Raw genomic sequence first — 23,760 nt, forward strand, 5'->3', positions numbered from 1 at the left:
CGTCGCCGATGGTGGTCCTTATCTGCGGCGATGGAAGCTGATCTTCTGCTCCAGTGGCGGCAAGGCGTCGCCACTGTCGCCACAACCGTCACAGGCACCTCCGCCACATCCGCCCGCCCGGGCCGGTGGCAGGATGCGCCGGCCCAGCGCCTGCCAGGGCGCGCCACGCCGCCGCACCAGCCAGCTACCCAGCTGCGCCTGCCAGCGCCAGCTCAGCGCAGGCGCCAGCTTGCGCGCCATGTAGAGCAGGCTGCCCGCCACCAGCAGGCCGATGATCAGGTATTGCCACCACAAGCCGCTCATGCCAGCCACCCCGCGATCCGGTAAGTCAGGAAAGATGCTGCGTAGGCCAGCACGAACATGTAGCCGAAGGACAGCGCCACCATGCGCCAGGACTGCGTCTCGCGCCGGATGATGGCCAGCGTGGACATGCACTGCGGCGCAAAGGCGAACCACACCATCAGCGACAGCGCGCTGGCCAGCGAGATATGCGCAGCCAACGCCGTCTGCAAGGCCGCCCCCTCGTCGCCACCGACGGCGTAGACGGTGGCCAGCGTCGCCACCGCCGTTTCGCGGGCGGCGAAGGCGGGAATCAGCGACAGGCTGATCTGCCAGTTGAACCCCAGCGGTGCGAACAGGTACTGCAGGCTATGGCCGATATGGCCGGCGATGGAATAGTCGATGGCCGCCTCGGTGGCGCCGGCCGGCGGGGCAGGGAAGGTACAGATGGCCCACATCAATACCGTCAGCGCCAGCATCACGCCGGTCAGGCGCTTGAGGAAGATCGCACCGCGCTCCCACAAACCCAGCGCGACGTCACGCCAGTGGGGCAGGCGATAGGAGGGCAACTCCATCAGCAATGCACGCTCCTGGCGCGCACGGCCGATGCGCTTGGCCACCCAGGCCACCAGCATGGCGGCAGCGATGCCCGCCACATACAGGCAGAACAGCGCCAGCCCCTGTAGATTGAAGAAGCCCAGCACCAGACGATGCGGGATGAAGGCTCCAATCAGCAAGGCATACACCGGCAGGCGCGCCGAGCAGGTCATCAGCGGCGCCACCAGGATGGTGGCCAGCCGGTCGCGTGGATCGGTGATGCTGCGCGCCCCCATGATGCCGGGAATGGCACAGGCGAAACTGGACAACAGGGGAATGAACGAGCGCCCGGACAGGCCCACCGACACCATCACCCGGTCCAGCACGAAGGCCGCGCGCGGCAGGTAACCGGATTCCTCCAGCAACAGGATGAAGAAGAACAGCACCAGGATCTGCGGCAGGAAACCCAGTACCGTGCCCAGCCCGGCCACCAGGCCATCGGTCACCAGTCCGCGCAATGGCCCCTCCGGCAGCCACTCGCCGACCACGCCGCCGAGCGCGCCGAAACCATCGGCAATGGCATCGGTCATCGGCTTGCCGATGGCATATACGGCCTGGAACACCAGGAACATGGTCAGCGCCAGCAACAGCACGCCCCATACCGGGTGCAGGGCGATACGGTCGATCGCGTCATCGCGCCGGTCGGTCGGGGCAGGCATCACGATGGTATCGGCCAGCAAGGCGCGCACTTCCACGTGCAGGTCAGCCACTGGCGGCACGGTGGGCACGACCAGCGATTGCGCGTCGTCGATGGCCGCCTGCAAGGCATTGGCACCGCCGCGCCTGACGGCGATGGTTTCGATCACCGGCATGCCCAGCCGCTGCGACAGCGCCGCCACGTCGACCCGGATACCGCGCCGGGCGGCTGCGTCCATCATGTTCAGCGCCAATACCATGGGCCGTCCCAGGCGCCGCACTTCCAGCACGAAGCGCAGGTGCAGGCGCAGGTTGGTGGCGTCGGCCACGCAGACGATCAGGTCCGGCACCGCTTCACCCGGATAGCGCCCCTGCAGCACCGCCTGCGTCACGCGTTCGTCGGGGCTCACCGACTGCAGGCTATAGGCACCGGGCAGGTCCACCACCCGCACCTGGCGACCGGAGGGGGCAGTAAAGCTGCCCGACTTGCGCTCCACCGTCACACCGGCATAGTTGGCCACCTTCTGACGCGCGCCGGTCATCTGGTTGAACAGCGCGGTCTTGCCGCAGTTGGGATTGCCGACCAGGGCGATGTTGAGTGCGCCCGCATTCATGCCGCCATCTCCGTATCGGCCTGCAGCGACACCCGCTGCGCTTCAGCGCGCCGCAGGGCAAAACGGGTCGAGCCGATCTGGACCACGATGGGATCGCCGCCGAAGGGAGCCGTGGCCACCACCCGCACCGGTTCGCCCATGACGAAACCGAGGTCGCGCAGACGGGCGGCGACGGCATCGGCCGCGTGCAGGTCGGAAACATGATCGACGATGGCGACAACGCCCTTGGCAAGTTCGGTGAGACGCATGATGGTGTGTTTCAGTCGGTGGGATCGGTAACGATTCTCATTATATTGGTTCACCCTGAGAACTGCCTGACAGAAGCTGTCCTACTCCAAGCGCAGCAAAACCGACCTGCGGGGAGCGCGCAAGCCCGGCTTCCCGGCGTCTGGCGGGCGATCGGGCAGCAGGATCTGGATGGAATCGGGCCGACGGCGAGCCCTCTGCACGGTCCGGACTGCGACGATTTGCCGCAACCCGGTGGTGCAATCCACACGAAAATGTTGGATTACAGACAACAAAAAAACGCAACCAGGCGATTTTCTTTTATTATTCAAACAATAAAGTCGCCGAAAGTGTCGCTTCTGCGTCCAAACGACAGATTTTTTCATGCGTAAATTTTTGCAGCGCACTATACTTTCTTTAGTTTCCTCGTGGAAATTTATGCTGGATATCGCATATTCGGCGTATGAGCACCGGCGAGACAACCGCATGGGGGCGGCATCGCCGGCACGATCGATTCAAGCAGCTTGCCCGGTCTCTGCCCTGGCAGGCTGAGCAACAACAACAATATGAATCCACATCCAGCAGGTCCAGCCGAATCCGACATGCCGCAGCAAATGCCGCTGCGCTCGTTGCTCGCTGAAATCAGTGCCTTGACGCTGCATGTGCAGCAACTGAGTCGCATGGCAGGGGAGGCCAGCGCACTCATCGAAAACAGCCAGATGCCGGCACCGATCGACCCCGAGCCACTACGCCGGGAGGATCGTCTGCCGCGCAGCGAGCGGATACAGCTGGAAGAAGCCATCATGCGCATCTTCGATGAAGTCTTCGGTCCGCGCATCGACACCCTTGAACGCCAGATGAGCATGAGCCTGATCGCCGAGATCGGACCGGCCGCCTTTGTGCAAAAGGTACTGTGGGGCGAGGAAATCAGCGACATCGCCCTGACCATTGCCCTCGAACGCATGCTGCCGGCCCTCGAACAACTGGTGGAGGCGCATCCACAGGCCTTCCTGCAACAGGCCAACAAGCTGCTGGGACGCTTCAAGGGCAACTGAGGCGGGCCTCGCACGCTGGCTGTCGCCCGGCACCGTCTGGCTACGCTTCCCGTTCGCCCGCCACGCGCCTGAGCGAACGTTGCAGGTGCGCGGCAAAGCGCGCTGCGGCGATCGACTGGCGGTGGTAAGCCAGCGACAACTGCGCACGCGGCGCCGGTTCGCGGATCTCGATGTAGCGCACCTGCGCCAGTTGCACCTGCTCGATGGCCTCCGGCACGATGGAAATTCCCAGCCCGGCCGCCACCAGGTTGATGGCCGAGGTCAGTTGCGGCGCCAGCTGGATCACCTGCGGGTCGAAGCCGGCCGCCTGGCAGGCGCTGAAGATGTTGTCGTACAGCGCCGATCCCTTGCCACGCGGCACCATGATGAAGTTTTCCTCCGCCAGGTCCTGCAGGCGCAGCGATTTACGCCGCGCCAGCGGATGCGAGCGCGGCAAGGCCACCTTCAGCTTCTCGGCCGGCAGCTCCACCACTCCCAACTCGGCCGACGGCGTCGTCACGATGCGGACGAAGGCCGCATCCAGCTGCGAAGCGGCGATATCGGCCAGCAACTGCTCGGTGATCCCCTCGCTGAGGGAAATTTCCAGCTTGCGATGGCGCTCGCGAAATTGCTGGAGCGCATGCGACACCAGCGGATGGAATACCGCCGACGAGGTAAAGCCCATGCGCAGCAAGCCCACCTCCCCGCTGGCCGCCTGTTGCGCGGCACGCAGCGCCTGCTCGGCATTGTCCACCGCCGTCTGGGCGTGCGGCAGCAAGACCCGTCCCACCTCCGACAACTCCACGCCATGCGAGGTACGGATGAACAGTGCGCCGCCGACTTCCTGTTCCAGGTCCTTGATCTGCATCGATAGCGGCGGCTGGCCGATGCCAACCTTCTCGGCCGCCCGTGTGAAGCTGCGCTGTTCGGCCACGGCCAGGAAATAGCGGAGATGTCGCAGTTCCATTTTGCTCACCTGATATCTGTTTCATAGATGGCTGGGCCACCTTCCATATATTGGACAATATAGCGCATTTATCCCAGACTGCACCTCTCCACAACACATGGCGGTACGCCTTCCTCCGGCGCGTCCGCCGTCCCGTCGCCATGCAGTCGCTCTCCGATTCACCCTCCTCCACCGTCCCGCGCCCGGAAGCAGCTCCTGCCACCGGCACGGTCATCCGTGGTGCAGTCCGCGGCTCCGCCGCCTATCGCCACATCGTGCTGGCGCTGTTCTGCTCGGGCTTCGCCACGTTCTCGCTGCTGTACTGCGTACAACCGCTGCTGCCGGCCTTCGCGCAGGAATTCAACATCGGCGCGGCCAGCGCCTCGCTGGCACTGTCGCTGTCGACGGGCTTTCTGGCCGTCTCGATCCTGATGGCGGGCATGGTGTCGGAGCGCTTCGGCCGCAAGGAACTGATGTTCGCCTCCCTGGCCACCGCCGCCTGCTGCAACCTGCTGGCCGCCATCGCACCGAGCTGGCACCTGATCCTGGTCGCCCGTGCGCTGGAAGGCATCGCCCTGGGCGGCGTGCCGGCCGTGGCCATGGCCTATCTGGCCGAGGAAATCGACGCCGGTGGCCTGGGCTACGCCATGGGGCTGTATGTGGGCGGCAACGCCTTCGGCGGCATGGTCGGCCGGGTCGCCATGAGCACCCTGGCCGAATCCTTCGGCTGGCGCCACGCCATGCTCGCCATCGGCGCACTGGACCTGGTGCTGGCAGTGGCCTTCGTGATGATGCTGCCGGCCTCGCGCAACTTCGTGCGCAACGGCACGCTGCGCCTGCGCGATCACGTCGGCCTGTGGCGCCGCCACCTCGGCCACGCCCGCCTGCCGCTGACCTTCGGCATCGCGGCGCTGAACATGGGCATCTTCGCCACCTCGTACAACTATGCCGGCTTTCGCCTGATGAGTCCGCCGTTCTCGTTGTCAGCCACGCTGACCGGGCTCATCTTCAGCGCCTACATCTTCGGCATCGTGTCCTCTTCGTGGGCCGGAGCACTGGCTGACCGCTACGGCCGCGCCCCGCTGGTGGCAGCCGGCATCGGCACTTCCTGCCTGGGCCTGTTCCTGACCTGCACGCCCTGGCTGGCGGTAGTGATCGCCGGTATCGTGCTGTTGACCATCGGCTTTTTCACCACCCATTCGGCGGCCAGCAGCTGGGTCGGTCGTCTGGCGGTGCAGGGCAAGGGTCATGCTGCCTCGCTGTACCTACTGGCGTATTACCTCGGTGGCAGCGTGCTGGGCTCGGCCGGCGGCTGGTTCTGGGAACACGCAGGCTGGAACGCCGTAGCCGCCTTCATGCTGCTGCAGGTCGTGACGGCCGCATGGCTGGCCCGCTGCCTGTGGCGGCAGGGTCGCAACTGAAGCGTCTGCAAGTCTTCATCGACTGCCTGCCGGCGCGCATCGCGGCCGAGAACATTGCGCCGCCCACAACCGTGACCAAAGTTCGCAGGCGCTGAACGGACGCAGGCAAAAAAAATCCCCGGCCGCAGCCGGGGATCTTCATCACGACATGCACGCCGCAGATTACGGAGTCTTGTCGGACTTGTCAGGAGTGGCCGCCAGGGCTGCATTACGCTCGGCGGTGGACTCCTTCTTCTCTTGCTTCAGCTGCGCCCTGGCAGCCTTCTTGTCGGACTTGTATTCCTGCTTGGCAGCCTTCTTCTGTGCTTTGTACTCGGCCTTGGCATCGGAATCGGCCTGACGCTTCTGGACGAACGGGTCATTGGAAGGCACGGCCGAAGGCGATGCGCTCGAAGCCGACGACATCGGCGCGGTCGGCGCAGCGCCCACGGCGTTGCCATTGGTCGGTGCATTCTGCGCCATGGCGCTACCGGCCAGGGCCATGAACAGGGACGAGATCAGAATGTGACGAGTCTTCATGTGTACCTCCTTGCGTTATGTTTTTCGGAAAAGCCCGAGGCTTGGATACTCAAGAAAATTACAGGATGCGGGATCGCTGATCCGTGTCATCACTATAGGCAAGCTTGCGGTCGCGCTATGTCGGACAAGGACTGATTCTCCGCTTCCCCGATCACGCAAAATGCAGAGCCTGATGGCCTGCCTGTTCTGCGCAACAGGTGAGTCTCTGAAGCCATTTGCGACAGGAAGGTTCTGGGAGAAGTGCAAGCGTTGGTGAGCGGTGCAAGCAAACGTAACAAGCGGGAGCCGGCGATCGGACTCGGCTACCGCACCTCTGCCACCGCCTCGGTGCGCAGGCCGGCCAGCCAGGCCTGCAGGAAGCGTCGCATCGCACTCCCGAACGAGGCGCCGTGACGTTGCGCATCGGCGCGCAAGCTGGCCAGGCTGATATTGCGGTTGTGCGCGATCTCGTGTGCGTGGCTGACCAGCCATTGCTCGACCATACGCGCGTCCACTTCCGGGTGGAATTGCAGCGCCAGCCCGTGCCGCCCCCACGCAAAGGCCTGGTGAGGATAGCGCGCCGAAGAGGCTAGCAGGCGCGCTCCCTGGGGCAGGTCGAAAGTGTCGCCATGCCAGTGCAGGACCGGAGTCTGCTGCTCCACCAGTTCATGCAGGCAAGGCAATTCGGCCACGTGCGGACCCGGCTGCAAGCCGCCCCATCCGATCTCCTTGCCACAACTGCCGGGATAGACGCGCGCATGCAAGGCTGCGGCCATCAGTTGCGCACCCAGGCCGATGCCCAGGGTGGGCAGGTCTTCCAGCAGACGCGCACGCAGCCAGGCCGTCTCGGCGCGCAGCCAGGGGTAAGCCTCTGCATCGTAGACCGCTATCGGCCCGCCGAGCACCACGACCAGCTCCGCGTCCAGCGGCGAGATATCGGCGAAGGCATCCACCCCCACATCGAAGTAGCTGATGCGGTAACCATCAGCGGCCAGCAGCGGCGCCAATTGTCCGAGGTCTTCGTTGGCGAGGTGGCGCAAGGCCAGGGCAGTCTTCATCGGCGGAGTCCTGTGCAGGAAGGATGGGCAGGGCGGGGGAGGCGAATGGCTTTACGCTATATCTTATTGTATACAACGAATACCTGAAAAACTCGATCAAATCTATTGAACAAGTTATTAGTATTTTGTATTGAGGCGATAGGATTATCTTTGCGGCATCGCAAAATACTTTCCGTGCCAATTTAGGCCCGGACATGAAAATATCACTAAATTCCTTATTTATCAGTGACTTACATCAATAACGAAATTGCCAAAAAGGAAATACCACCTCGACCGAGGATGTGCAGTTGCGGAAAAAAAACAGCAGTACAGGCTCGAAAAAACTGATTGTTCGCGTTTCTGGAATGATGTATTCCGGTTTGTCTGCTTTTTCTGCCGCGCTTGGATCTCTAAACTTGGTTCCACGATGACAGCACACAACGACTGAACCACAAGTGTCGGCCCAGGTTGCAGTGCTCATCCCCTCACTCACAAAGGAATGATCATGAACACCAAGAATATTGCCAAGAACCTGTTTGCCGGCCTGCTGTTGACTACCGCTGTCGGCGCCGCCATGGCTGAAGCCCAGTATCCCGCCGAGACCCAGATCGTCTCGACCAAGAGCCGCGCCGAAGTGGTCGCCGAGTTGAAGCAAGCCCGCGCCAATGGCGACCTGCTGGTGACCGACCAATATCCGGTCGACAAGCCCTTCGTCTCGACCAAGACCCGCGCCGATGTGCGCGCCGAACTGATCCAGGCCCGCGCCAACGGCGACCTGCTGGTGACCGATCAATATCCGGTGGAGAAGCCCTTCCACTCGACCCTGACCCGTCAGCAAGTGCAAGAAGAACTGCAGCAAGCCCGTAACCAGGGCACTGCTGTGAGCAACAGCAACGCTCCGCTGTAATCCGCATGCCCTGATGCCAGGCCGGCGCCATCCGCGCCCCTGGCTGTGCATCAGCCGCACCGGCGATCCCGGTGCGCCAGTTTCTCCCCAGGCGGGCCTCATGAAAGCGACGTTCTCTCCCCTCGGTCGCCGGTAGTGAGGTCCGCCTGCCTGTTTTCTGAGTCCATCTCGATTTCGGACAATTCCCGCTGCCCCCCTGACGCTGCCACGCTGCTAGCCGCTTTAGAAAAATTTCGACATTTTTCTAAGTTTTTCCAGCGGTCTCTATCCAGAATTTTCCCCCTCTCAAAGCGCGATTTTCACTCTGCAATATGCTCAATTTTCGACCAATTCGGCGGAGCATTTCCTTTTTTATTTTCTAAGTTTTACTATTTTCAACTTCTAAGTTTTGGCAATCTGTATTTCTAAGTTTTCTGAAATCGACTTTATCGTTCGTGCTGGCATACCACGGCACGCACAAGAGGCAACAATGGACGTGCTTGTTCTGAAATCCGGAACGATGAATTCCGATTTCACGTCTTTATCCGTCGTCCGTTGATCTCTAAACTTGGTTTCACGATGACAGCACACAACGACTGAACCACAAACGTCGGCCCGGGTTGAAGTGCTCATCCCTTCTCTCACACCAAGGAACCATCATGAACACCAAGAACATTGTCAAGAACCTGTTTGCAGGCCTGCTGTTGACTACCGCTGTCGGCGCCGCCATGGCCGAAGCTCCGTATCCCGCCGAAAGCCGCTTCGTCTCCACCAAGAGCCGCGCCGAAGTGGTCGCCGAACTGCAACAAGCCCGTGCCAACGGCGAACTTCTGGTCAGCGATCGCAACCGCGATGACAAGCAAGTGGCCTCCGCCAGGACCCGTGATGAAGTGCGCGCCGAACTGGCCCAGGCCCGCGCCAATGGCGAAATGCGCGTCACCGATCAATAAGCCTTGGCGGGCAGCAAGCCGGGTTGGCCGGCACACCAGTTTCTCCCCTGCAGGCGGGTCCATGACAGCGACACTCTCTCCCCTCGGTCGCCAGTCGTGAGATCCGCCTGATCCTTTTCGCGTGCGGTTTCATCAGTCGCCGACAACGCGCATCAGAAAAATCACATCGACAATTTTTTTAATTTTTTGTCCTTGTGATTACTTAGTTTCAATAATCCGACTTTCTAAGTTTTTCATGCCATGCCGGTGTTGTAGAAATGCGACTTCCGGCGAGCTCATTACTGCCCCTTCAACGGCTCTCCGGGAGCACCGTCGATGAGGGTATCCAATGCATCTGGCTGATTGCGCGAACTCAGTTCTGCACGCAGGCGGGGCAGGGCGTCCGGGTAATGGGTGGCGATGAAGGTGATCATGTGCTCGCGAATCTGACAGCGCAGGTCGAAGGCACTGCCGGAATCCCTCGCTGAAACCAGCAGGCGAACCTGCATGGTGCGCTCGCTGGCGTCGGTGACGTGCATGACGCAGACCCGCTTGTCCCAGAGCGGCAGGGTCTGGCAGATGCGCTCGAATTCGGCACGCACGGCCTGCGTAGGGACCGAAAAATCCAGCCACAGGAATACCGTGCCCAGAATGGTGGAGGAGGTGTGGGTCCAGTTCTCGAAGGGGTTTTCGATGAACCACTGCAGCGGCACGATCATGCGCCGTTCATCCCAGATCCTGACCACGACGAAGGTCCCGGTAATTTCCTCCACGCGCCCCCATTCGCCCTTGACGATGAGTACATCGTCGATGCGGATCGGTTGCGAGAAGGCAATCTGCAGGCCGGCAAAGAAATTGCCCAGCACCGGCTTGGCGGCAATACCGGCGACGATGCCGGCCACCCCGGCCGAGGCCAGCAGGCTGGCACCGAACTGGCGCGCGCCGGGCAGGCTCAGCAGCACAAAAGCCAATCCCAGCAGGGCGATGAGGAAGTAGGCACTACGCGAGAGCACCCGGGTCTGGGTCAGGATGCGACGCGCCTTGAGGTTGTCGGCCACGTCATAGGGATTCAAATTGACCACGGTCAGGCTCACCGATTTCACGCAGCGCATCAGGAACCAGGTCAGCGCCAGGATGAAGCCGATCGAGGTGAGATAGGAAATGCGGGTCAGGCCGGGGGTATTGTCGGGCGCACCGGCCAGCACGATACGCAGCATGAACAGGATCACGCAGGCGCGGCTGGCGTTGAAGGTGACCTGCGTGGCAGTGGTGGTAAAGGGCCGGCCGCGCGCCAGGCGCCTGACCAGCGCGACCCCCAGCCGATGCAGGAAGATCGCCACCAGCACCGCCACCAGGGCGACGCCGAGCACGATCAGGCCCGAACGCAGCGGGCCTTCGTTCATGTTGTAGAGAAAATCCAGGTCCAGGCTCATCCGTTCCCTTCCATCTGTTGTGTTGTCGATTCGGTACACCCGCAGGTGTTTTTCCGGTTCGAACAGGGAAGGGGGATTTTGTTTCCGCTAATTTTCCGAGGCGGGCGCCAGCTCGGCTGCTTCCAGGGTGGTCACCAGCAGGCAGGCGGTCTCGACGGCGGCGGCCTGTGCCAGCTGCACCGGGGCAGGGCGCTGGCGGATAAGGGCTTGCAGGGCGGCCGCATCGCGCGCCTGCAGCGCCTGGGCCAGCGCGTGCAGCCACGCCAGCAATTCCGGTTCGGCCGGCTGGGGATGCGCCCAGAGGTGGCTGGCCGCCGCCGCCAGGCGCCGCGACAGGGCCACCGCCGTGCGGCCACGCCCATGGTCGCGCTCGCGCCAGCCGCGTTCCCGTGCCACCCGTTGCAGCAGCAGACCGGCTTCGACATTGGCCACGCAGGCGTCGCGGCGGTGGGCATGCAACTGGGCGAGGGTGGCCTTGTCCGGTCCGCTGGCGGCGGCCGGCATGGCCGGCGCCAGTGCCGCCGCCAGGTAATCCAGGTTGAGCTGGGCCATGCGGCGCAGTTGCACCTGCGGGTCTTCCTGCTGGCGACGCGGCCAGAACAGGTAGCTGGCCAGGACCGCCACCACGGCGCCGATGACGTTGTTGCCGGCACGCAGCGCGGCATTGGCCAGTTCATGGGCAGGATCGCCGCCGACATCGGCCACCAGCACGAATACCGGCGTGAGGAAGGTGGCATACAGGCCATAGCTGACCGGCCGCAGGGCCATGGTCAGCACGGTCAGCGGGAACACCAGCAAGGCCAGCCCCAGCGGCGAATGCACCACCAGACAGACCGCCACCGCCAGCACGCCACCGACCACGCTGCCGACGGCACGCTCCATGCTGCGCGACCAGCTATCGGAGATGCTGGGTTGCATCACCAGCATGGTGGCCATGGTGGCCCAGTAGCCGAAGGGCAATTCCAGCAGATGCACGATCAGGTAGGTCGCGCCGGCGGCGGCCGCGCAGCGCCAGGCGTGATGCCACTCGGCCGAACCGGCGCGCACGTGCAGGGCAGCCTTGCGGGCCGCCGCATGCAGCAGGTGCAGCCAGGCAGATATTCCCACCCGTTGCGCGCGCTCGGCCCGGGCCGCCTGCTTCAGGCGAGCGGGATCATCGCCGCCATTGGCCAGCGGCGTGTCCACCCGCTGCAACAGCCGGCCGGTGCCGCTGGGCAGACGCGCCACCAGTTGCCGCAGGCGCAACATGATGCGGGCATCGTCATCGGCGGCAATGGCATCACCGCGCTGCATGTCGCGCTGCATGGCCTGCAACTGGCGGGCGATGGCGGCCAGCACGCGGCCGGTGCGCTGGCGGGCGCGGGGCGCCTGGTAATGCGTCAGCTGCAGGTCGGCCAGCACGGTGATGCCATCGAGCAGCACCTCGGCGCGGGCCAGGCGGACCAGCAGGTTTTCATACAGACGACGCGATTCGGTGCGCTCCACGGCCACCGCCTCCAGGGCGCGATGCGCACTGGCCAGGTCGAAGCGGGCGTGACGGCGGGTGTGGGCGGCCAGTTCGGCGGCGTGCACCGCATAGGCCGGGTCGTCCAGGTCATTGGCGGCCGCAATCGCGGCCAGTTCGGCCAGGGTGCCATAGGCGCGCGCGACAGCCTGGCGTGCCGGGGCGAAGGGGTGGATGCGCCAGACCGTCAGGCCCAGCAGCAGCGCCCATAGGCAGCCGGCGAAATAGATCAGGACATGGCTTTGCGAGAGCGGCCACAACACCACCGGCGCATCGGCCATGATGGCCGAGACCCCGGCCGCCAGCATCAGCACCAGGCCGACGGCTGCGCCATAGATACGCGAAAAGCCGGCCGCACCGGCGCAGGCCATGATGGCCAGCAAACCCGCTTCCACGCTCAGGCCGGCAGCGCTGGCGGCGACCATGCCGCCCAGCGTCGAAGCCAGCGCGAAGCCGCCCATGGACGCCAGTCTTGCCCGGTTGGAGCCGGCACTGTCGGCCAGCGAGGTGAGAAAGGCACCGATGGCGGCCCAGGAGAAGAGCGGATTGCCCAGCCATTCGCCCAGCAACAGCATGGCCGCCGCACCGCAAGCGGCACGCAGGCCTTCGGAGAGATTGGCGTGACGCAGCGGGAACTGCATGCGCCAGCGTTCGACCCGGGTGCGGCAACGACGGCAATGGGTCAGCAGTAGAAACCGGTAAAGCGACAACCGCGAGGACAGCAGCGACAGGGATTGCAAAAGCGGGAGCGACGACAAAGGCGGCGGCATGATCACGTGCTGACGTAGAGGACTGGAGCGCAAGCGGCCTGGAGACTGGCCAGGAGGATTGCCGACACCTGCGCACTCACGGTCGCAACGACGTCATTCCGGTTCCGCCATCACGGGTGAGGAGGGGCGGCAGGCATCGGCAGTGCTCAGTATAGGAAGCTGTACTCATGCACGGCATGACTTAAATTCCCGCTTTGCATTCCATTTGAGAATATTGGGGTATGCATCGGGAGGTGCCACCCGGCGGGTGAGAGAAGCGGCCTGACTGCGGTCCTAGTCAGCCGACCCTACTTGCGGCCCTTGCCACCGGCGAACAGCTCGCCGCTCAGCTCCATCCATGCCCTGGCCGCATGCGAGAGATACCCGCCCCGGGTGACGTAGGCCACCTGCCACTGCACCTCCGGCTCGACCAGGCGTACCGCCTGCAACTGGTCGGTGGCCAAACGGTGGATGAAGGGTTCCGGCAGCAGCGCGGCGCCCATGCCGGCCAGGGCCATGGCGACCAGCCAGTCCCATTGCGCGCTCTGGGCCACGATCTCGGGCGCGATGCCCTGTTCGCGGAACACCCCGCGCAGGCTGCGGGTGAGGCCGAATTCATTGTTGAGCAACACCAGCGGCATGCCATCGAGCTGGGCACAGCGCAGGGTAGAGCGGTTCTTCTGGAAACTGCCGGCCTGGGCGATGGCCCACATCGGATAGCGCGCCACCGGCATGGTCTGCAACTCCAGCGCGGGGTCGGCCGGCAAGACCGTCATGCCGATCTCCAGCTCACCGCTGGCGACGCGCTGCTCGATCTGCGGGCCGGTATCTTCCTGGAGCACGATGGCGATCTCGGGATGGCGCTCGCGGAAGGCCTTCAGGACCGGCGTGCAAAGGATGTTGATCATGGGCGGGATGCCGATCTCCAGCCGGCCGCTGCGCAAGGCCTTGGTATCGCGTACCTCGGCATCCAGGCGCTGCATCGAGGCCAGTATCTGCTGCCCCTGCTCATAGACCACGCGGCCGGTGTCGGTCAGCTGCAGGCGGCGGCCATCCCGAATGAGCAGGGGAGCTTCCATCTCGTCCTCCAGCTGCCGCACCATCTTGCTGACGGTGGACTGGGTCACGTGCAAGGCATCGGCGGCGCGGCTGAAGCTGTTCAGGCGCACCGTTTCGGTGAAATAGCGCAGGGCGCGAATGTCCATGGCGAGGGCTTTCTGCAGCGGGAAGGCGGGCCAGCCCACCTATGCGTTTTACGACTGGAATGCGGGAATTTTAATCATACAGTGCATAGCCACCCGCTCCTACACTTGATACAAACAAGAATGCAGGAAGTCCGTCGAGGATGCACTGCACACCCTCTAAAGAACCCGAGCAGGAGCACACCATCCATGGATAGCCAGCGCATCCGCCAGCCCGCATTGGCCGGCAAAGTGATGTCGGCCGCAGAGGCGGCGACATTTTTCCACAACGGCATGACCATCGGCCTGAGCGGGTTCACCCGCGCCGGCGACGCCAAGGCCATGCCCCGTGCGCTGGCCGACCGGGCCGCGCATGAAGAACTGCATTTCACCGTCATCACCGGCGCCTCGCTGGGCAATGGCAGCGATGGCCTGATGGCCGAAGCGGGCCTGCTGGCGCGTCGCCTGCCGTTCCAGGTCGATCCCACGCTGCGCAAGAAGATCAATGCCGGCGAGGTGATGTTCATCGACCAGCATCTCTCGGAAACCGCTGAGCAGCTGCGCAGCGGCACACCCTCGCGCATCGACATCGCCGTCATCGAAGCGGCGGCCATCACCGAGGAGGGCATCGTGCCCACCATGTCGGTGGGCAATTCGGCCAGCTTCGTGGAGCAGGCTGCGCAGATCGTCATCGAACTCAACACCAGCATGCCGCTGGCACTGGAAGGCCTGCACGACATCTACCTGCCGGCCGCGCGCCCGGAGCGCAAGCCCATTGCGCTGACCGCCGCCGGTGACCGCATCGGCCATCCCACGATTCCCTTCGATCCGGCCAAGGTGGTGGCCATCGTGCTCACCGAGACGCCCGACAGTCCTTCTTCAGTGCTGCCGCCGGATGACGAAACGCGTGCCATCGCCGGCCATGTGATCCACTTCCTCGAATGCGAAGTCGAAGCCGGTCGCCTGCCACATACGCTGGCGCCGCTGCAGGCCGGCATCGGCACGATTGCCAATGCGGTACTGCACGGCCTGGTCGATTCGCCGTTCCGCAACCTGGTGATGTATTCGGAAGTCTTGCAGGACAGCGCCATCGACCTGCTCGATTCGGGCCAGCTGGCCTTTGCCTCGGCTTCCTCGATCACGCTGTCGCAGGCCAAGTACGCGCACTTCCTGGCCAACATCGAACGTTATCGCGACAAGCTGGTACTGCGCCCGCAGGAGATCAGCAATCATCCAGAGCTGGTACGACGGTTGGGCATCATCGGGCTGAACACGGCGCTGGAATTCGACATCTACGGCAACGTCAATTCCACCCACGTGGGCGGCACGCACATGATGAACGGCATCGGCGGCTCGGGCGACTTTGCGCGCAATGGGCAGATTTCGATCTTCGTGTCGAAGTCGGTGGCCAAGGACGGTGCCGTCTCCAGCGTAGTGCCGATGGTTTCGCATGTGGACCACAGCGAGCATGATGTCGATGTGCTGGTCACCGAATGGGGCCTGGCCGACCTGCGTGGCCTGGCGCCGCGCGAGCGCGCCGTGAAGGTGATCGAGCAGTGCTGCCATCCGGATTACCGCCCGCAACTGCGCGACTATTTCGAGCGCGCCTGCCGTGCTGGTGGCCATACGCCGCACCTGCTGGGCGAGGCGTTCTCCTGGCACCAGCACTTTGCCACGCACCAGACCATGCGTCTGGACTGACATGGCGCGACCGTCGGGCGGCTACGGGTCAGGTCCGGCCGACGGCCTTGTGGACCACACCGGGCATGGCTTCTTTCATGGTATCGATGAAGTGGCGCAGGCGCGCCGGGTAGAAGCGGGCATACGGGTACAACAACGAGACCGGCAAGGGCGACGGCTCCCATTCCGGCAGCAGTTGCACCAGCCGGCCAGCGGCCACATCCTCGGACAGCACCCAGGATGAACCCACGGCCACGCCCATGCCGGCAATGGCCGCATTGCGCAGGGCGTAGAGGCTATCGGTGACCAGTTGAGGCCGGAACGCAACCTGGCTGCGCTCGCCACTGTGCGCATGGGTCAGCGTCACCTCGCGGCGATAGAAGGTGGGGATGGCGATCCATGGCAGGTCTGCCAGCTCGGCCGGCGACTGTGGCAGCGCCCGGCCCTGCAGGAGAGCAGGGGCGACCACTGTCATGCGCGGCACCTCGGCCAGATGGATTGCCACCACCGAGGGGTCGGCGACTTCCCCCACCTGGATCGCACAATCGATCCCCTGGCTGATGAAATCGGCGGCACGGTCGTGCAGCAGCCATTCCACCGTGATGCGCGGATGCTGCCGCATGAACTGGACCAGCGGGCCGATCAGTTGCTCCTGGCCGAAGGCGTGCGGCACGGCTACCCGCAGCGAACCCTCGGCATGCTGCCGGGCGCCACGCAACTCGTTCTCGAACTCATCCCAGCCGGCCAGCAATTCCTTGGCCCGTTCATAACAGCGCTCGCCATCCTCGGTCATCTTCATCGCATGCGTGGAACGCTGCAGCAGGCGCACGCCCAGCGAGCGCTCCAGCGTCTGCAGGCGACGGCTGATGGTCGGCTGGCTGGTGGACAGTTGGGCCGCCGCCGCCGACAGGCTGCCGGCATCGACGATGCGCACGAAGGTCTGGATCAGTTCGATGCGATCGGTCAGCCCGGCAGCGGAAAAGCTGGCCGTATTGGGCTGATCGGACGCGCCGGGGGAGGAGGGAATAGGCTTGCTCATACGGCAAACGTATAACAATTCTGCTGCGTGCGCTACTACCGGATGCGAGCCAGGAAGCGGAGAATCCGTTCCAACGCTGGCAAAGAGGGGATTTCCCGGGCCGGCCGCAAGACAAACCCTACGGAGTTTCCACCATGAACAGCATTCAAAAGACGCATACCGCTGGCCCGGCTTCTGCCCAGCCGGCCGCGCATGCCAACGGCCTGTCGCCGACCCTGATCGGCCTTTTGGCCACTGGCGCCGGCCTGGCCGTGGCTTCCCTCTACTATTCGCAGCCCATGCTGGGCGTGCTGGCCGATGACATCGGCGCTTCCGAGCGCGCGGTGGGCATGGTGCCGATGTCGACCCAGCTCGGCTATGCCCTGGGCATCCTGTTGCTGGCGCCGCTGGGTGATCGCTATGACCGCCGCCGCATCATCCTGATCAAGGCCGCCATCCTGACGGTGGCGCTGCTGCTGGCCGGCGCAGCCTCGGGCGTAGGCACGCTGCTGGCCGCCAGTCTCGCCATCGGCCTGACCGCCACCCTGGCCCAGGACATCGTCCCGGCCGCCGCCACCCTGGCACCGGAACAACATCGCGGCCGCATCGTCGGCACCGTCATGACCGGCTTGCTGCTGGGTATCCTGCTCTCGCGGGTGGTCAGCGGCTTCGTGGCCGAGCACTTTGGCTGGCGCGCCATGTTCGTGGGCGCCTCGGCCAGCATCGCCCTGATCGGCCTGGCCGCATGGCGTGGCCTGCCGCGCTTCCATCCGACTTCGCGTCTGTCGTATGGCGCGCTGCTGGGCTCGCTGGGTACGCTGGTCCGCAAGCATGGCGCCCTGCGCCGCGCCGCCCTGGCCCAGGGCCTGCTGTCGGTCGGTTTCTCGGCCTTCTGGTCGACCCTGGCGGTGATGCTGCATGGCGCCCCGTTCCACCTGGGTAGCGCCGCTGCCGGCGCCTTTGGCCTGGCCGGTGCGGCCGGTGCGCTGGCCGCTCCCCTGGCTGGCCGCATTTCCGACAAGAAAGGTCCGGAACTGGTGACCCGTCTGGGCGTGACACTGGCCGCCCTGGCCTTTGCCTCGATGGCGCTGGCACCGTGGTTCTCGACCCAGGGTCAACTGGTCTTGCTGGCCCTGGCCGCCATCGGCTTCGACCTCGGCGTTCAGGCGACCCTGGTGGCGCACCAGAGCATCGTCTACAGCATCGAACCGGGCGCCCGCAGCCGTCTGAATGCCGTGTTGTTCGTGGGCATGTTCGTCGGCATGGCGACCGGTGCCGCCCTGGGTAGCCTGGCGCTGGCACAGTGGGGCTGGATCGCCGTGGTGGCCCTGGCAACCCTGTCGGCCCTGCTGGCCCTGGTGGTGCGGATGTGGCCGGGGGCGGCCAAGGCGCGCTGAGCCTGCAGCGCGATCCGTTCTACCCGAGATTGACGGAGACAACGACGGTCTCGGCTTTGCCGGGGTCGTTTTTTATTTTCCGGTCCGTCATGCCGTCTCCCCGTCTGTCATTAACAGACCCGCAGTCAGGTTGACGGCCACGGCAGTCCTGTCTACAATTTCTGTAATGACAGAAATAACGGAAGTGGAATGACAATGGATCTTGGCCCAACCGCACAGAAATACGTTCTCCACTGGGGAGAAATGGGAACACGCTGGGGCGTCAATCGCACCGTCGCGCAAATCCAGGCTTTGCTGTTCCTGGCCGACCAGCCCATGCACGCGGAAGAAATCGCTGAAACGCTCAATGTTGCACGGTCCAACGTCAGTAACAGTCTCAAGGAGCTGCAAAGCTGGGGCCTGGTACGCATTGTTCATCTCGCTGGCGACCGGCGTGATCATTTCGTGGCGCTGCAAGACGTCTGGGAAATCTTTCGGGCCATTGTGGAGGAGCGCAAGCGGCGCGAGATCGACCCGACCTTGACGGTATTGCGCGACTGCGCTTCCGAAGCCAGGCATGACAAAAGTTTGAGCAAAGCCGCGCAGGGGCGCATGGATGAGGCGCTGGACTTCCTGCAGATGTTGACGGCTTCCTATGACGACTACAAGCATCTCCCACCTGCCACGCTCAAGCGCTTCCTGAAAATGGGCGGCAAGGTGGCGCGACTGCTGAGCACCGACGACAAGACCTGAATGATCAAGCGAGATCGTCTTACCAGAAGATCTCGCATTTTTTTAAAGAACTATTTCTGTATTTACAGAAATAAGTGACAAAACTTTCGGAGAAACGGCGATGAGGATTCTGGTTCTGGGCGCCACGGGCGCCATCGGCGCGTGCACCCTACAGGCATTGCTGGCAGAGGGTCATGAGGTCATCGGCGCCAGTCGCCGACAGCCTAAAAAAGACGTCGCGGCGAGCGCTGCGCCATGGATCAGCATGGACGTCACCCAATTGCCGACTATCGCCCAGTGGGAGGCCATGCTGGAGGGGGTCCAGCTCGTCGTCAACTGCGTCGGCATCATCGCCGAAAAGCGAAGCGGAGACTTCGAGATACTCCATTGCACCATGCTGCAAGCCCTCAGCGCGGCATGCAGGAAGCAGCAGTGCGCACTGATCCATCTCTCCGCGCTGGGCAGTGCCAGCACCGCACCTACTGCATATTGGGCCAGCAAAGGAAGGGGAGAAGAGTGGCTGGCCGCGCAGAATATCGCCTGTACCATCCTGCGCCCCTCGCTGGTCTTCAGTCCCCAGGGCGCCAGCAGCAAGCTGTTCCTGGGACTGGCCACACTGCCCCTTGCGCTGCTCCCTGGCGCGAACGTGCCGGTGCAACCCGTCTCCGTGGACGACCTGGCGGCGCTGGTCGTGGCCCTCGTGCGCATGCGGCTGGACGGAGAGACCTGGCCAAGCCGCATTGACGTCGCCGGCCCGCGCAAGATGACCCTGGCGCAGTACATCAGCCTTCTGCGTCAGGCCATGGGAGCGCCGCCTGCCTGGCTGGGCCGCTTGCCGTTTGCCCTGGCGCAACCGATCGCGCGCGTCGGCGCCTGGCTGCGACTGCCGATGCTCGCCCCGGAGCCGCTGACCATGCTGGCGGCCAGCCAGGACGGTCGCCTCTGTCCGGATAACAGCATGATGTGCCAGATTCTGGGCGGTTCACCACGTGATCCAGCCGGTTTCGCCACACCCTCCCTTCGGCCAGCGGCCATCGCCGGCTGGGCCTATCCGGCCTTGACCTTGATCATCGCCTGGCTATGGCTATACACCGCGTATGTCTCATGGTTCGCTTGGCCACACGAACAAAGCCATGCCTGGCTGTCAGCATGCGCCATCCCGCCTGGGCTGCATGAATTAGTGCTAGCCACCGCCAGCCTCACCGACGCCGCGCTCGGTACGGCCCTGTTGACAGGACTGGTCCATGCCCGTCGATGGCATGGCGTGCTGTGGCCGGTGCAAATGGGCCTGGTCGCGGGTTACACGCTGCTGATGACGGTCTTTCTGCCGCAATTCTGGGCTCACCCATTCGGGCCGCTCTCGAAGAACCTGCCTTTGCTGCTCCTCTTTTGCGTCATGTGGCGCCTACGTTGAAAGGAATTTCCATGACCTACCTCACCATCAAGTGGGTACACATCATCTCGGCCACATTCATGTTTGGAACCGGCTTCGGCACCGCCTTCTACATGTTCTTCGTCAATCGCAGCCAAAACGTGCAGGCCATTGCCGTGGTCACGCGCTGGGTCGCACGCGCCGACTGGTGGTTCACGACGCCGTCGGTGATCGTGCAGCCCCTATCGGGCTTCTGGATGATCCACCTGGCGGGTTATCCCTTGCATTCGCCCTGGATCATCTGGTCACTTGCGCTCTACGCCCTGGCTGGCGCGTGCTGGCTGCCGGTCGTCTGGCTGCAATTGCGGATGCGCGACATGGCGCAGATCGCCGCTAGGCAGGGCATTGAGTTGCCGGCGCGCTTTTGGCGCCTCGAAAAAATCTGGACTGTGCTCGGCTTTCCCGCTTTCGGCGGACTGCTCATGGTGTATTGGTTGATGGTCAACAAGCCGATGTAAACAGGTTTTCTCGCGGGGAACATCTGTCGCCGCATGCCCCCTGATCCTTCACATCTTCTATAATCGCGGGCAGGAGACAACCCATCGCCAGCATGATCCCGGCCAGTGATAGCGCCCATCCGGCGCGATTCGGCGGCCACGCGGCGAATAACACGGCACGGTGAACGGCATGGCCCTGTATTTCAAGAACAAGCGACAGAAGACCTTCCTTGGTGCCCCCGTGGGCTGGCCACTGATGTTCCTCATGGCCGTCGACCTCTGCATTGCGGCCCTGATGTTTCTTTCCGATCATGACTGGAGCGGCCTGATCCTCCTGTATCCGCCGCTGGCGCTGGCGCTGGCGATGCTGGCCGATGCCCGCAGGGAGAAACGGGCCGCCCAGGAAGCGGAGCGGCAAGCCGCCCGTCGCCAACGCCGTTGAACCGGCCTCACCCAATCCATCCGATGACCCAAGCCGATGATCGTCCGGCCCTGCTGCTGGCTTCCCGTCTCAATTTTTCCTACCCCGGTCTCGACCTGTTCCAGGATTTCTCTGCCCGCATCACCTCCGGCGTGACGCTGGTGCGCGGCGGCGATGGGCGCGGCAAGACCACGCTGCTGAACCTGCTGGGTGGCTTCATGCCGGCCCGCGACGGCGTACTGGAACTGGACGGCATGCGACTGGACAGCGATGGCGAAGCCTATCGGCGCCAGGTCTTCTTCATCGACCCGCGTACCGAGGCCTACGACCAGATGATACCGGCGGAGGTATTCGCGGCAATGGCCGAGCGTTTTCCGCGTTTCGACCACAGCCTGCTGCCGGCCCTGACCGAGGGCCTGTCGCTGACGCCCCACCTGGAAAAGAAGCTCTTCATGCTCTCCACCGGCAGCAAGCGCAAGGTCTACCTGGCTGCCGCCTTTGCCGCCTACGCCAGGCTTACACTGCTGGACGACCCCTACGCCAGCCTCGACCGGGCCTCGATCAACTTCGTCGCCGCCACGCTCGATGCGCATGCCGATGATGCGCAGCTGGCCTGGGTGGTGGCGATGTACGAAACCCCGACGGCCGTCCGCCTGGCCGGGACCATCGACCTGGGCGACTGAGCGATCTCGGGCCCGGACCGGCTTCATCTTCTTCACACTTTCTCCCCGCTATCTGCGCCGGGACGCCCGATCGTCCCTCCTGGCGACCTCCTGGCCGGCCCACCAGACGGCCGCTCGCAGTGCTCACCAGCGACAAAGCCGCGCTTGGCTTCACCTGCATCGTCTTCTATGCTGGAATGGGAAGGGCGCAACCCGACTGCGGCAATTGCCTTGCTTTCCGGTTACGCGGCCCGACCCGCTTGCCTGCCGACAACGAAACGATAACAGGGGGAATTCCATGCAACTTTCCAACGTCACGATCCGTGTGCGTCTGTGGTTGGGCTTCGGCCTGCTGATGGTATTGATGCTGGCCATGGCCGCCAGCGGCATCGCACGCCTGGCGCAGCTGAATGGCCAGATGAAGGATGTGATCCACGACAAGTATCCCAAGACCGTGGTGGCCGGCGACATTGTCGACCAGCTCAACCTGGTGGCGCGCTCGGTGCGCAACATCGTGCTGCTCAAGAAGGAAGCGCAGATCAAGAGCGAGTACGAGCGCATCAGCGGTGCCGACAAGGCCGTGCGCGACGACCTGGCGCAACTTGACCGCCTGCTCACCGACGCCGACAGCCGCACCGCCCTGGGCAAACTGCTCAGCGCCCAGGTGGCTTACATGGAAAAACGCGACAAGGTCCTGACCATGGTGCAGCAGGGTGGCAAGGAGGGCGCCATCGATGTGCTCATCGACGAAGTGCGTCCGGTGCAGAGCGCCACCATGAACGCCGCCGACGCCCTCATCAAGCTGCAGCACGACATGATGAAAAGTGCCGGCGAGGAGGTCGAGGACAACTACCAGCACGCGCGCACGCTGCTGCTGACGCTGGCCATCATCGGTCTGGCGGCCGCCACCGCCATCGCCTGGATGATCACGCGCAGCATCACCCGGCCCCTGGACCGGGCCGTGCGCGTGGCAGAGACGGTGGCCGCCGGCGACCTGACCTCGGCCATCGATGCCCATGGGCGCGACGAAACCAGCATGCTCCTGCGTGCCTTGAAAAAGATGAATGACCGGCTGCTGGAGATCGTGAGCCAGGTGCGCGTCTCCACCGATACCATCGCCACGGCCAGCAGCGAGATTGCGCGAGGCAACCTGGACTTGTCTTCCCGCACCGAGGAGCAGGCGGCGTCGCTGGAAGAGACCGCCTCCTCGATGGAGCAGCTCACCGCCACGGTCCGGCAAAATGCCAGCCACGCCGGCCAGGCCGACCAGCTTGCGGGCTCGGCCTCGGACATCGCGCGCCAGGGTGGGGATGTGGTCAGCCAGGTGGTAAAGACCATGGGGGCCATCGACGATTCTTCCAGGAAGATCGTGGACATCATCGGTGTCATCGATGGCATTGCCTTCCAGACCAACATCCTGGCCCTGAACGCAGCGGTGGAAGCGGCCCGCGCTGGTGAGCAGGGACGCGGCTTTGCGGTGGTGGCCTCCGAGGTGCGCGCGCTGGCACAACGCTCGGCCACGGCCGCCCACGAGATCAAGGGCCTCATCGCCGACTCGGTGCAGCGGGTGAGTGATGGCAGCAAGCTGGTGGAACAGGCCGGACTGACCATGCAGGAGGTGGTGCAAAGCGTGCAGCGGGTGGGTGCCGTGGTCAACGAAATCAGCGCCGCCGGCCAGGAGCAGAGCGCCGGCATCGAACAGGTGAACCTGGCCATCGTGCAGATGGACCAGGTGACCCAGCAGAATGCAGCGCTGGTGGAGCAGGCCGCCGCGGCGGCGCAGTCGTTGCAGGACCAGGCCGCGCAACTGGCGCGGCTGGTGTCGGTGTTCAGGCTGGAAGGGGGGACGCCGGGGTTGGCGGTGCTGGAGTTGCCGACAAGGGGTCGGCTGGCGCTCGCCTAGCGCCTCTCCTGGACAGGGTGAATTGTTTTCATCTCGTAGCACGGGCTTGCGGGGGCTTGCAGCAGGGAGGCTATGATATGCGGGCAGGCGATACCCACGCAGGTGTCGCCACCTGAACATCCCACAGGAG

The 23,760-nt window shown here is 64.0% G+C and carries 22 protein-coding genes; 12 read left to right on the forward strand and 10 right to left on the reverse strand.

The window, feature by feature from the left end:
• Window positions 1-18: 18 nt before the first annotated feature.
• The 3 genes from I5R65_RS20905 to I5R65_RS20915 are packed head-to-tail and all read right to left on the reverse strand — an operon-like array spanning window position 19 to window position 2,374.
• Entirely contained in the window at window positions 19-303 is a 285-nt protein-coding gene (locus I5R65_RS20905) for a DUF6587 family protein (RefSeq protein ID WP_196872288.1), read from the reverse strand.
• Window positions 300-2,126 carry a ferrous iron transporter B gene (locus I5R65_RS20910; protein WP_196872289.1) on the reverse strand — a complete coding sequence of 609 codons (1,827 nt, stop codon included), beginning with the start codon at window positions 2,124-2,126 and terminating at the stop codon, window positions 300-302. Before I5R65_RS20910 ends, I5R65_RS20905 begins: the two co-directional genes overlap by 4 nt.
• Window positions 2,123-2,374 (reverse strand): FeoA domain-containing protein, encoded by a 252-nt coding sequence (locus I5R65_RS20915; protein ID WP_196872290.1) that lies wholly within the window; start codon window positions 2,372-2,374, stop codon window positions 2,123-2,125. Before I5R65_RS20915 ends, I5R65_RS20910 begins: the two co-directional genes overlap by 4 nt.
• 579 nt (window positions 2,375-2,953) lie before the next feature.
• Here I5R65_RS20915 and I5R65_RS20920 point away from each other — a divergent pair.
• Complete coding sequence (locus tag I5R65_RS20920) at window positions 2,954-3,406, forward strand: hypothetical protein (protein WP_196872291.1); 453 nt, start codon at window positions 2,954-2,956, stop codon at window positions 3,404-3,406.
• Window positions 3,407-3,446: 40 nt separating this feature from the next.
• On the opposite strand, the gene I5R65_RS20925 is transcribed toward I5R65_RS20920, so the two are convergent.
• Window positions 3,447-4,352, reverse strand: coding sequence for a LysR family transcriptional regulator (locus I5R65_RS20925; RefSeq protein ID WP_196872292.1), 906 nt, complete (start codon window positions 4,350-4,352; stop codon window positions 3,447-3,449).
• 140 nt (window positions 4,353-4,492) lie between these two features.
• Between I5R65_RS20925 and I5R65_RS20930 the strand changes: the two genes are divergently transcribed.
• Complete coding sequence (locus I5R65_RS20930; protein ID WP_196872293.1) at window positions 4,493-5,752, forward strand: MFS transporter; 1,260 nt, start codon at window positions 4,493-4,495, stop codon at window positions 5,750-5,752.
• A 162-nt stretch (window positions 5,753-5,914) separates the two neighbouring features.
• On the opposite strand, the gene I5R65_RS20935 is transcribed toward I5R65_RS20930, so the two are convergent.
• Entirely contained in the window at window positions 5,915-6,271 is a 357-nt protein-coding gene (locus I5R65_RS20935; RefSeq protein ID WP_196872294.1) for a hypothetical protein, read from the reverse strand.
• A 302-nt stretch (window positions 6,272-6,573) separates the two neighbouring features.
• Entirely contained in the window at window positions 6,574-7,308 is a 735-nt protein-coding gene (locus tag I5R65_RS20940; protein ID WP_196872295.1) for a glutamine amidotransferase, read from the reverse strand.
• Between the two features lie 484 nt (window positions 7,309-7,792).
• Here I5R65_RS20940 and I5R65_RS20945 point away from each other — a divergent pair, with 484 nt between their 5' ends.
• Together I5R65_RS20945 and I5R65_RS20950 are read left to right on the forward strand one after the other, a co-directional pair.
• Entirely contained in the window at window positions 7,793-8,194 is a 402-nt protein-coding gene (locus I5R65_RS20945; protein WP_196872296.1) for a DUF4148 domain-containing protein, read from the forward strand.
• A 638-nt stretch (window positions 8,195-8,832) separates the two neighbouring features.
• A complete protein-coding gene (locus tag I5R65_RS20950; RefSeq protein WP_196872297.1) occupies window positions 8,833-9,123 on the forward strand; it encodes a DUF4148 domain-containing protein in 291 nt (96 codons plus the stop codon).
• A gap of 278 nt (window positions 9,124-9,401) precedes the next feature.
• Here I5R65_RS20950 and I5R65_RS20955 read toward each other — a convergent pair whose 3' ends face one another.
• The 3 genes from I5R65_RS20955 to I5R65_RS20965 all read right to left on the reverse strand — a co-directional run bounded on the left by I5R65_RS20955 (window position 9,402) and on the right by I5R65_RS20965 (window position 13,993).
• Window positions 9,402-10,535 (reverse strand): mechanosensitive ion channel family protein, encoded by a 1,134-nt coding sequence (locus I5R65_RS20955; RefSeq protein ID WP_196872298.1) that lies wholly within the window; start codon window positions 10,533-10,535, stop codon window positions 9,402-9,404.
• A gap of 87 nt (window positions 10,536-10,622) precedes the next feature.
• Window positions 10,623-12,809, reverse strand: a complete 2,187-nt coding sequence (locus I5R65_RS20960) for an FUSC family protein (RefSeq protein WP_196872299.1) — start codon at window positions 12,807-12,809, stop codon at window positions 10,623-10,625.
• Window positions 12,810-13,096: 287 nt separating this feature from the next.
• A complete protein-coding gene (locus I5R65_RS20965) occupies window positions 13,097-13,993 on the reverse strand; it encodes a LysR substrate-binding domain-containing protein (RefSeq protein WP_196872300.1) in 897 nt (298 codons plus the stop codon).
• Between the two features lie 186 nt (window positions 13,994-14,179).
• Between I5R65_RS20965 and I5R65_RS20970 the strand changes: the two genes are divergently transcribed.
• Window positions 14,180-15,670 carry an acetyl-CoA hydrolase/transferase family protein gene (locus tag I5R65_RS20970; RefSeq protein WP_196872301.1) on the forward strand — a complete coding sequence of 497 codons (1,491 nt, stop codon included), beginning with the start codon at window positions 14,180-14,182 and terminating at the stop codon, window positions 15,668-15,670.
• A gap of 28 nt (window positions 15,671-15,698) precedes the next feature.
• Here the strand turns inward: I5R65_RS20970 and I5R65_RS20975 are convergent, their stop codons facing one another.
• Window positions 15,699-16,688 (reverse strand): LysR family transcriptional regulator, encoded by a 990-nt coding sequence (locus tag I5R65_RS20975; protein ID WP_196872302.1) that lies wholly within the window; start codon window positions 16,686-16,688, stop codon window positions 15,699-15,701.
• A gap of 134 nt (window positions 16,689-16,822) precedes the next feature.
• On the opposite strand from I5R65_RS20975, the gene I5R65_RS20980 reads away from it, so the two are divergent.
• The 7 genes from I5R65_RS20980 to I5R65_RS21010 all read left to right on the forward strand — a co-directional run bounded on the left by I5R65_RS20980 (window position 16,823) and on the right by I5R65_RS21010 (window position 23,630).
• Window positions 16,823-18,064: an MFS transporter gene (locus I5R65_RS20980; RefSeq protein WP_196872303.1), complete on the forward strand. Its 1,242-nt coding sequence runs from the start codon at window positions 16,823-16,825 to the stop codon at window positions 18,062-18,064.
• Window positions 18,065-18,259: 195 nt separating this feature from the next.
• The gene (locus I5R65_RS20985; protein ID WP_196872304.1) at window positions 18,260-18,796 is read left to right on the forward strand and encodes a GbsR/MarR family transcriptional regulator; all 537 of its coding nucleotides are present in this window, start codon (window positions 18,260-18,262) and stop codon (window positions 18,794-18,796) included.
• A 100-nt stretch (window positions 18,797-18,896) separates the two neighbouring features.
• Window positions 18,897-20,189 (forward strand): SDR family oxidoreductase, encoded by a 1,293-nt coding sequence (locus I5R65_RS20990; RefSeq protein ID WP_196872305.1) that lies wholly within the window; start codon window positions 18,897-18,899, stop codon window positions 20,187-20,189.
• 11 nt (window positions 20,190-20,200) lie between these two features.
• Complete coding sequence (locus tag I5R65_RS20995; RefSeq protein WP_196872306.1) at window positions 20,201-20,665, forward strand: DUF2269 domain-containing protein; 465 nt, start codon at window positions 20,201-20,203, stop codon at window positions 20,663-20,665.
• Between the two features lie 169 nt (window positions 20,666-20,834).
• Complete coding sequence (locus I5R65_RS21000) at window positions 20,835-21,086, forward strand: hypothetical protein (protein ID WP_196872307.1); 252 nt, start codon at window positions 20,835-20,837, stop codon at window positions 21,084-21,086.
• 23 nt (window positions 21,087-21,109) lie between these two features.
• Window positions 21,110-21,748 (forward strand): ATP-binding cassette domain-containing protein, encoded by a 639-nt coding sequence (locus tag I5R65_RS21005; protein ID WP_196872308.1) that lies wholly within the window; start codon window positions 21,110-21,112, stop codon window positions 21,746-21,748.
• Between the two features lie 277 nt (window positions 21,749-22,025).
• A complete protein-coding gene (locus I5R65_RS21010; protein WP_196872309.1) occupies window positions 22,026-23,630 on the forward strand; it encodes a methyl-accepting chemotaxis protein in 1,605 nt (534 codons plus the stop codon).
• Window positions 23,631-23,760: the final 130 nt, after the last annotated feature.

The sequence above is a fragment of the Herbaspirillum sp. AP02 genome (genome assembly GCF_015767275.1).
Classification (GTDB): Bacteria; Pseudomonadota; Gammaproteobacteria; order Burkholderiales; family Burkholderiaceae_D; genus Herbaspirillum.

Bases quoted from the DNA above. Each gene is read 5' to 3' on its own strand.
- I5R65_RS20955 (WP_196872298.1), bottom strand. From the start codon at position 10,535: ATGAGCCTGGACCTGGATTTTCTCTACAACATGAACGAAGGCCCGCTG.
- I5R65_RS20925 (WP_196872292.1), bottom strand. From the start codon at position 4,352: ATGGAACTGCGACATCTCCGCTATTTCCTGGCCGTGGCCGAACAGCGC.
- I5R65_RS20905 (WP_196872288.1), bottom strand. From the start codon at position 303: ATGAGCGGCTTGTGGTGGCAATACCTGATCATCGGCCTGCTGGTGGCG.
- I5R65_RS20995 (WP_196872306.1), top strand. From the start codon at position 20,201: ATGACCTACCTCACCATCAAGTGGGTACACATCATCTCGGCCACATTC.
- I5R65_RS20945 (WP_196872296.1), top strand. From the start codon at position 7,793: ATGAACACCAAGAATATTGCCAAGAACCTGTTTGCCGGCCTGCTGTTG.
- I5R65_RS20920 (WP_196872291.1), top strand. From the start codon at position 2,954: ATGCCGCAGCAAATGCCGCTGCGCTCGTTGCTCGCTGAAATCAGTGCC.
- I5R65_RS20940 (WP_196872295.1), bottom strand. From the start codon at position 7,308: ATGAAGACTGCCCTGGCCTTGCGCCACCTCGCCAACGAAGACCTCGGA.
- I5R65_RS20990 (WP_196872305.1), top strand. From the start codon at position 18,897: ATGAGGATTCTGGTTCTGGGCGCCACGGGCGCCATCGGCGCGTGCACC.
- I5R65_RS20935 (WP_196872294.1), bottom strand. From the start codon at position 6,271: ATGAAGACTCGTCACATTCTGATCTCGTCCCTGTTCATGGCCCTGGCC.
- I5R65_RS20910 (WP_196872289.1), bottom strand. From the start codon at position 2,126: ATGAATGCGGGCGCACTCAACATCGCCCTGGTCGGCAATCCCAACTGC.
- I5R65_RS20970 (WP_196872301.1), top strand. From the start codon at position 14,180: ATGGATAGCCAGCGCATCCGCCAGCCCGCATTGGCCGGCAAAGTGATG.
- I5R65_RS21005 (WP_196872308.1), top strand. From the start codon at position 21,110: ATGACCCAAGCCGATGATCGTCCGGCCCTGCTGCTGGCTTCCCGTCTC.
- I5R65_RS20975 (WP_196872302.1), bottom strand. From the start codon at position 16,688: ATGAGCAAGCCTATTCCCTCCTCCCCCGGCGCGTCCGATCAGCCCAAT.
- I5R65_RS21000 (WP_196872307.1), top strand. From the start codon at position 20,835: ATGGCCCTGTATTTCAAGAACAAGCGACAGAAGACCTTCCTTGGTGCC.
- I5R65_RS20930 (WP_196872293.1), top strand. From the start codon at position 4,493: ATGCAGTCGCTCTCCGATTCACCCTCCTCCACCGTCCCGCGCCCGGAA.
- I5R65_RS20915 (WP_196872290.1), bottom strand. From the start codon at position 2,374: ATGCGTCTCACCGAACTTGCCAAGGGCGTTGTCGCCATCGTCGATCAT.
- I5R65_RS20965 (WP_196872300.1), bottom strand. From the start codon at position 13,993: ATGGACATTCGCGCCCTGCGCTATTTCACCGAAACGGTGCGCCTGAAC.
- I5R65_RS20985 (WP_196872304.1), top strand. From the start codon at position 18,260: ATGGATCTTGGCCCAACCGCACAGAAATACGTTCTCCACTGGGGAGAA.
- I5R65_RS20950 (WP_196872297.1), top strand. From the start codon at position 8,833: ATGAACACCAAGAACATTGTCAAGAACCTGTTTGCAGGCCTGCTGTTG.
- I5R65_RS21010 (WP_196872309.1), top strand. From the start codon at position 22,026: ATGCAACTTTCCAACGTCACGATCCGTGTGCGTCTGTGGTTGGGCTTC.
- I5R65_RS20960 (WP_196872299.1), bottom strand. From the start codon at position 12,809: ATGCCGCCGCCTTTGTCGTCGCTCCCGCTTTTGCAATCCCTGTCGCTG.
- I5R65_RS20980 (WP_196872303.1), top strand. From the start codon at position 16,823: ATGAACAGCATTCAAAAGACGCATACCGCTGGCCCGGCTTCTGCCCAG.